Consider the following 7,453-nt stretch of genomic DNA (forward strand, 5'->3'; position numbering starts at 1 on the left):
GGTATCAGTATAGCCTTCTCACTCTCAACTTAATCGAACAAATATGGTACAATGAAAGAAGAAATTGAGGAGGAAAAGATGAAAATTAGAAGCTATCTATTCATTTTTATCATTAGTTTTGCTTGCACATTGTTTACTCCCTTCATCTTTGATACATATGTAGATGAAGTGATTACAGGAGAAAAGGTAGCCTTTGGCGTGCCATTCCCATTTGTTTTTCAACAAACCGAAACACCTTTTGCTTCTTCTTCGACACCAATAGCTGTTACATTTAATCACTATTTTAATGAGGATACTACTTTTTCAGTGGTCCCTTTTCTTCTATCACTAGCAAGTTGCTTTATTCTCTTTTTAGCAATTGGCTACTTAATTATGAAATTATTTTCATTTAAAATAGAGCGCAATGAATGAACATTTTATAAAACAGAAAGTCGGTAGCAATCCAACGATTGCTACCGACTTTCTGTTCACAGCATTTTCTCATTAAATCCTGCTACTTATTTCAATTAACAGCCATGCGAGACGTTGGCAGATGAAAAATGTTGTAAATGTCATTAAAGTAGTAGAAAAAGCACTCTTTTTCTTTTTTAAAGTCGTCTCTGCCACTAAGTACGCTAAATACGCAAAAACAAAAAACAAAATAACTTTAGCTAAAAGCTGATCGCGATTTGAAATCATTTCGATAACGGTGTATCCACTCCAAATGATAAGTTGTATACACCAAACCGTTATTTTAATCATTACTCGTCTTTCCCTTCTATCACTCTTATTTTTACGCTTTGCTCATGATGAAGGGTTACAGAAAGTGGTCATTATTCATATGTACGATTCATGTACTTTTCTTATACCACAAAAAGTTGAAACAGAAGTAGCTAAAGCTAAAAAACATACACATGCAAAACACCCTTGCCTGTCTATCCATTATATAAATGGATTTTGTTGGCAAGGGTGTTTATAGGTTGAGCTAAATAAGGGTGTTCTTTCCCTTCTTGGCTCAGTCCCTGTTTCTATTATTAATTACTTCACGATATGAATTGGGCTACCAATTGCAACTTCAGCAGCTTCCATTGTAATTTCACCTAATGTTGGGTGAGCGTGAATAGTTAATGCGATGTCTTCAGCTGTCATACCAGCTTCAATTGCAAGACCAAGTTCAGCAATCATATCAGATGCGCTTGGACCTGCGATTTGAGCACCAACAACTACTCCGTCTTCTTTACGAGTTACAAGCTTTAAGAATCCTTCCGCAGCGTTAAGTGCAAGAGCACGTCCGTTTGCAGCAAATGGGAACTTAGCAGCGTTCACTTCTAAGCCTTCTTCTTTTGCTTGTGCTTCAGTATAACCTACAGATGCAAGCTCAGGCTCAGAGAATACAACTGCTGGAATACCTAAGTAGTCGATTTCAGCAGGTTCGCCAGCGATTGCTTCAGCTGCGATTTTACCTTCGTAAGAAGCTTTATGTGCAAGTGGTGGTCCAGAAACGATGTCACCAATTGCATAGATGTTGCTTACTGATGTACGGCATTGCTTGTCGATTTCGATGATACCACGATCAGTCATCTTCACACCAACTTGCTCTAAACCAAGCTCATCTGTGTTTGGACGACGACCTACAGTAACTAGTACGTAATCAGCTTCAACTGTTTGAGTTTCGCCTTTTACTTCGAATGTTACTTTTACGCCATCTTCAGTCTCTTCCACACCTTTAGCCATTGCTTTTGTGTGAATTTCAACGTTACCTTTTTTCTTCAGGTTACGCTTTACAAGAGAACTCATTTGTTTTTCAAAACCAGCTAAAATCTCGTCAGCAGCTTCTACAAATGTTACTTCTGTACCAAAGTTTGCGTAAGCTGTACCAAGTTCAGTACCGATATAACCGCCACCGATAACAACTAACTTCTTAGGTACTTCTTGTAATGCAAGTGCACCCGTTGAATCAAGAACTCGTTTAGAGAACTTGAATCCTGGAATCTCGATTGGGCGAGAACCAGTTGCAATGATTGCATTTTTAAATTTATATGTTTGTGCAGAATTTTCATCCATTACACGTACAGTTTCATTGTCAACGAAGTAAGCTTCACCTTGAATGATATCTACTTTGTTACCTTTAAGTAACCCTTCAACACCACCAGTAAGCTTTTTCACTACGCCGTTTTTGAACTCTTGAACTTTTGTAAAGTCAACTGTTACATTCTCAGCTTTAATCCCCATGTCTTCAGAATGCTTCGCATTCTCAAAACGGTGACCAGCAGCGATTAATGCTTTTGAAGGAATACAACCAACGTTTAAGCAAACCCCACCAAGGGTACCTTTTTCAACGATTGTTACTTTTTGACCTAATTGTGCTGCACGGATTGCTGCAACATATCCGCCAGGACCAGCACCGATGACTAGCGTATCAGTTTCGATTGCGAAATCTCCTACTACCATTTATTACGCCTCCATTAATAATAATTCTGGATCATTCAGTAAACGCTTGATTTGGTTTAGAGCGTTTTGAGCTGTTGCACCATCAATAATACGGTGGTCAAAGCTTAGAGAAAGTGCTAATACTGGAGCAATTACAATTTCACCGTCACGTACAACAGGTTTTTCTGCGATGCGACCGATACCTAGAATTGCAACTTCTGGGTGGTTGATTACTGGAGTGAACCATTGTCCACCAGCAGAACCGATATTTGTAATTGTGCAAGATGCACCTTTCATTTCAGCTGGAGCTAAACGACCTTCACGTGCTTTTGTAGCAAGATCATTAATTTGATCAGAAATAGCAAATACAGATTTGCGATCAGCATGCTTAACAACTGGCACAAGTAAACCTTTGTCTGTGTCAGCAGCGATACCGATGTTATAGTAATGCTTTTGAATTACTTCATCAGTTGCATCGTCGATAGATGTATTAAGTGCTGGATATTTCTTAAGCGCAGATGTTAAAGCTTTTACTACATAAGGTAAGAACGTTAACTTGATTCCTTGCTCAGCTGCAACCTCTTTGAACTTCTTACGATGTGCAACAAGTTTTGTTACATCCACTTCGTCCATTAACGTAACGTGTGGAGCTGTATGCTTAGAGTTTACCATAGCTTTTGCAATTGCGCGACGAATTCCACTCATTTTCTCACGAGTTTCTGGGAAGTCACCTTCTGGAACTACTGTTTGAGCAGCAGCTTTTGTTTCTTCAGCTTTTGCTTCTTCTTGAGCAGGAGCAGCAGCGTCTGTTGTTTCAGCAACTTTCGAACCACCAGCTAAGAAGCTTTCGATGTCTTCTTTTGTGATACGACCGTTTTTACCTGAACCAGGAACAGCTTTAATATCTACGCCTTTTTCGCGTGCATATTTACGCACTGATGGCATTGCTACTACTTTACGGTTAGGGTCAACTTCTACTTGTGCTTGAGCACCAGCGCCTGTCTCTTCAGCTTTTACTTCAGGAGCTTCTTCTTTTTTCACATCTTGACCAGCTTCAGCCGTTGCTTGTACTTGAGCTTCTGTCTTTTCTTCTTTTGCTGGTGCATCGTCATGATCGTCACCTTTGAACTTTAAGTTTTCATAGCCAGGTGCATCGAACGTTACGATAACTTGTCCAACTGTTGCAACTGTACCTTCGTCAACTTTAAGCTCTAATACTTTACCTTTAACAGGAGAAGGAATTTCTACTACAGCTTTATCGTTTTGTACTTCTGCAAGTACGTCGTCTTCATTAATTTCATCTCCAGGTTTTACGAACCACTTTACGATTTCACCTTCATGGATACCTTCACCGATATCTGGAAGTTTAAATTCAAATGACATGTGTGTTCACCCTCCTATGTTAAGTACATTCTGACATTTACCATCTATTTAACAAGTAAATGTGTAAAAGAAACCAGCACTAAGGCTGACTTCTTCTACACTTGTTTTCACATTAATTAAAATTCAAGAACTTTTTTAGCTGTTTGAACGATATCGTTATGGTTTGGTAACCAAACACCTTCAGCTTGTGAGAACGGATATACAGTATCTGGTGCTGCTACACGTAATACTGGTGCCTCTAGACTTAAGATTGCACGATCGTTAATTTCAGCCACAACGTTTGCTGCAATACCAGCTTGTTTTTGAGCTTCTTGAACAACAATTACGCGACCAGTTTTTTCAACTGAAGCAATGATTGTTTCAATATCTAAAGGTTGAACCGTACGTAAGTCAACAACCTCTACAGAGTGACCTTCTTTTTCAAGCTCTTCAGCAGCTTTTAATGATGCATGAACCATTGCACCGTAAGAGATGATTGTAAGATCTGTACCTTCACGTTTTACATCTGCTTTACCAATTTCAATTGTGTACTCCTCTTCAGGTACTTCTTGACGGAATGAACGGTAAAGTTTCATATGCTCTAAGAAAATAACCGGGTCATTGTCACGAATTGATGAAATTAATAAACCTTTTGCATCATAAGGTGTTGAAGGAATAACTACTTTTAAACCAGGTTGAGAAGTCATTAAACCTTCTAAGCTGTCTGCGTGAAGCTCTGGTGTATGTACACCACCACCGAATGGAGAGCGGAACGTAATTGGAGCTGTCCAACGTCCACCAGAACGGTAACGCATACGAGCTGCTTGGCCAGAAATTGAATCGATTACTTCATAAACGAAACCGAAGAATTGGATTTCAGGAACTGGACGGAAACCTTGAGTAGAAAGACCTACTGCAAGACCACCAATACCAGACTCAGCTAGAGGTGTATCAAATACGCGATCTTCACCAAATTCTTGTTGAAGGCCTTCAGTCGCACGGAATACCCCGCCGTTTACGCCAACGTCTTCACCAAAAACTAATACGTTTTCGTCGTTTTTTAATTCTGTGCGTAACGCATCAGTAATCGCTTGAATCATTGTCATTTGCGCCATGGCTTACTTCGACTCCTTCTCTTTGTAGATTTCATATTGCTCTTTTAAGTTGAAAGGCATGTCTTCTTCGTACATGATATCCATTAAATCTGTTACTTTTTGTTTTGGATAGTCGTCTGCCTTTTTGATTGCTTCTTTAATATCTTCTTTAGCTTGCTCGATTACTTTGTTTTCTTCTTCTTCGTTCCATAGACCTTTTGCTTCTAAGAACTTACGGAAGCGAACGATTGGATCTTTCTTTTCCCACTCGTTATCAAGCTCTGTAGAACGGTAGCGAGTTGGATCGTCACCAGCCATTGTATGTGGACCATAACGGTATGTTAATGTTTCAACTAATGTTGGACCTTCACCGTTTACAGCACGGTCACGAGCTTCACGAACCGCTACGTATACAGCTAATGGATCCATTCCATCTACTTGTACACCTGGGATACCAGCAGCTGCTGCTTTTTGAGCGATTGTTTTCGCTGCAGATTGCTTTTCAACTGGTGTAGAGATTGCGAAACGGTTGTTTTGAACAACAAAGATTGCTGGAGCTTTGAATGCACCTGCGAAGTTAATACCTTCGTAAAAGTCACCTTGAGATGCTCCACCGTCACCAGTATACGTAATCGCAACAGCTTTTTTACCACGCTTTTTAAGACCTAGTGCTACACCCGCAGCTTGGATGTATTGTGCACCGATAATAATTTGTGGAGATAAAGCATTTAAGTCTTCAGGCATTTGGTTACCGTGGAAATGTCCACGAGAGAACAAGAATGCTTGGTATAATGGAAGACCGTGCCAAATTAACTGAGGCACATCGCGGTATGCTGGTAAAATAAAGTCTTCTTTTTCTAATGCGAATTGAGAAGCAATTTGAGATGCTTCTTGTCCAGCAGTTGGTGCATAGAATCCTAAACGACCTTGACGGTTTAAAGAAATTGAACGTTGGTCCAGAATACGAGTGTAAACCATACGTGTCATTAAATCTTTTAATTGATCATCAGTTAGGTCAGGCATAAATGATTTGTCTACAAGTTCGCCCTCTTCGTTAAGAACTTGGAACGTTGTGTAATGCGCTGCAACTTTATCTAGTTGCTTTGATACATCGATAATAGCTTTTTTTGTTTTAGCAGCCATCTAAGTCACCTCTTCCTTTCGTTTAACCATTATTATTCATTTTGTTAGTCACACAAAAACATACAATGTTAGAATGTCCAAAACGAACACGGAAAAGTCATTTTTTGTCGACTAACATCAAGTGAATTCGTTATTTTTCTACACCTATATGTATTCCCTGACGAATCCCAAGAAAACATTTAAGTAAAAGGAAAGTTCATGTGGATACATTCATCCACTAAACTGTATTAATTATTTCAGAAAAATTATTAATACAATATCTATCACATCGACTAGTTTACAATATAACAAAATGGTTCGTCAATCCATTTACATCAATAAAATTAACCGTTTTTCACCAACTTTCAAATATTGGGAAAATGACATTCTGTACTATTACACAACAACAATCTGTACTATATGTTTTATAATAAATGAAAATGAAGGTTTTAATCGTGCATGACAGAGACAGTTTTGACACGTTAACAGACTGCTTCATTGTACGTTTTAAAAGAAAGCGCTATTTTCTTACACATAACTTTCCTAGACCTAGTTGAGAACTCACCAGTCGTTAAGCTTTTAAAAATAAAAAAAAGAAACCGACACATACACCTTATCCCGAAGATGGTTATGTATCGCCTTCTAAAAAAGTCATACTTTTAATTTGTATTACGGTTATTCACCTTTTTATAAAATTGTTGCTTTTTCTCATTGTACTCTTGTGTTTTACGATTAAACTCTTCGTTCGCATTTATAATCTTTTCATACGTATTGTTTATTTCCGTGATTTGTCCTTCTAGTTCATCTAATGTTACGCCTTCATTTTGAAACAACGCATAAAGTTCTTTGTCTAACTCAATTCCTTCTTTATAAAACATATACAAGTTTTCATATGCTACATAACGTTCATTCATCAAAATGATAAGCTTTCTTGCTTCTTTTTTTACTTGTTGATCTTCGATTTTCTTAATTTCGGCTTCTAACTCAAGAGACTTATAATAAGATTTATCAATACTCTTTTTCTCTTTTTCAATTCGTTTTTCGCGTTCACTTACCACTTTTGATGCTCGACTAGCCACTTTTTTCACTTGTTCCTGCTCCTTCATTCCAAGTGAAATCATTTCATCGTACAGCTCTTTTTCTTTTTTCTCCAACTCCGTTAAAGGTTCTTGTTGACTTGAAAACGCCTTTTCTTCAGCAACTATTTCTTCAAATGACTCGTATACATCTAACTCTGGCAATGAGCTTTCAGAGCATGCAGTAAGCATACATGTTACAAGTGCACCAGTAAGGATATATTTCTTCATAAGACAAAACTCCCATATAAATATGTCGATTATTATACTATAAAATAGACCATTAATGTCGGATTTCCACATTACAATCTGTTAATAATTATTTGTCAAAAATCACTAGCGTTGCATAAATATAGTTTGAATTTTCAGTTTAATACTTTTTCGGATTTA

Annotated in this window: 7 protein-coding genes; 1 reads left to right on the top strand and 6 read right to left on the bottom strand. The window is 38.0% G+C overall.

The genetic code is table 11. The features are described from left to right. Positions 1-78 precede the first annotated feature (78 nt). A complete protein-coding gene (locus DIS06_RS06450; protein ID WP_110112412.1) occupies positions 79-411 on the top strand; it encodes a hypothetical protein in 333 nt (110 codons plus the stop codon). A gap of 72 nt (positions 412-483) precedes the next feature. On the opposite strand, the gene DIS06_RS06455 is transcribed toward DIS06_RS06450, so the two are convergent. The 6 genes from DIS06_RS06455 to DIS06_RS06480 all read right to left on the bottom strand — a co-directional run bounded on the left by DIS06_RS06455 (position 484) and on the right by DIS06_RS06480 (position 7,294). Further along, on the bottom strand, positions 484-741 hold the full coding sequence (locus DIS06_RS06455) for a hypothetical protein (protein WP_110112413.1): 258 nt from the start codon (positions 739-741) through the stop codon (positions 484-486). Positions 742-1,017: 276 nt separating this feature from the next. Further along, a complete protein-coding gene (lpdA, locus tag DIS06_RS06460; RefSeq protein WP_110112414.1) occupies positions 1,018-2,430 on the bottom strand; it encodes a dihydrolipoyl dehydrogenase in 1,413 nt (470 codons plus the stop codon). A 3-nt stretch (positions 2,431-2,433) separates the two neighbouring features. Further along, complete coding sequence (locus DIS06_RS06465) at positions 2,434-3,792, bottom strand: dihydrolipoamide acetyltransferase family protein (RefSeq protein ID WP_110112415.1); 1,359 nt, start codon at positions 3,790-3,792, stop codon at positions 2,434-2,436. A 116-nt stretch (positions 3,793-3,908) separates the two neighbouring features. Beyond that, positions 3,909-4,886 (bottom strand): alpha-ketoacid dehydrogenase subunit beta, encoded by a 978-nt coding sequence (locus tag DIS06_RS06470; RefSeq protein WP_110112416.1) that lies wholly within the window; start codon positions 4,884-4,886, stop codon positions 3,909-3,911. Positions 4,887-4,889: 3 nt separating this feature from the next. Further along, a complete protein-coding gene (gene pdhA, locus DIS06_RS06475) occupies positions 4,890-6,008 on the bottom strand; it encodes a pyruvate dehydrogenase (acetyl-transferring) E1 component subunit alpha (RefSeq protein ID WP_110112417.1) in 1,119 nt (372 codons plus the stop codon). Between the two features lie 638 nt (positions 6,009-6,646). Further along, a complete protein-coding gene (locus DIS06_RS06480) occupies positions 6,647-7,294 on the bottom strand; it encodes a YkyA family protein (RefSeq protein ID WP_162595900.1) in 648 nt (215 codons plus the stop codon). Positions 7,295-7,453 lie beyond the last annotated feature (159 nt).

Origin of the sequence: Bacillus sp. CGMCC 1.16541, assembly GCF_003184905.1 — a bacterium.
Lineage (GTDB): Bacteria > Bacillota > Bacilli > Bacillales > Bacillaceae_H > Priestia.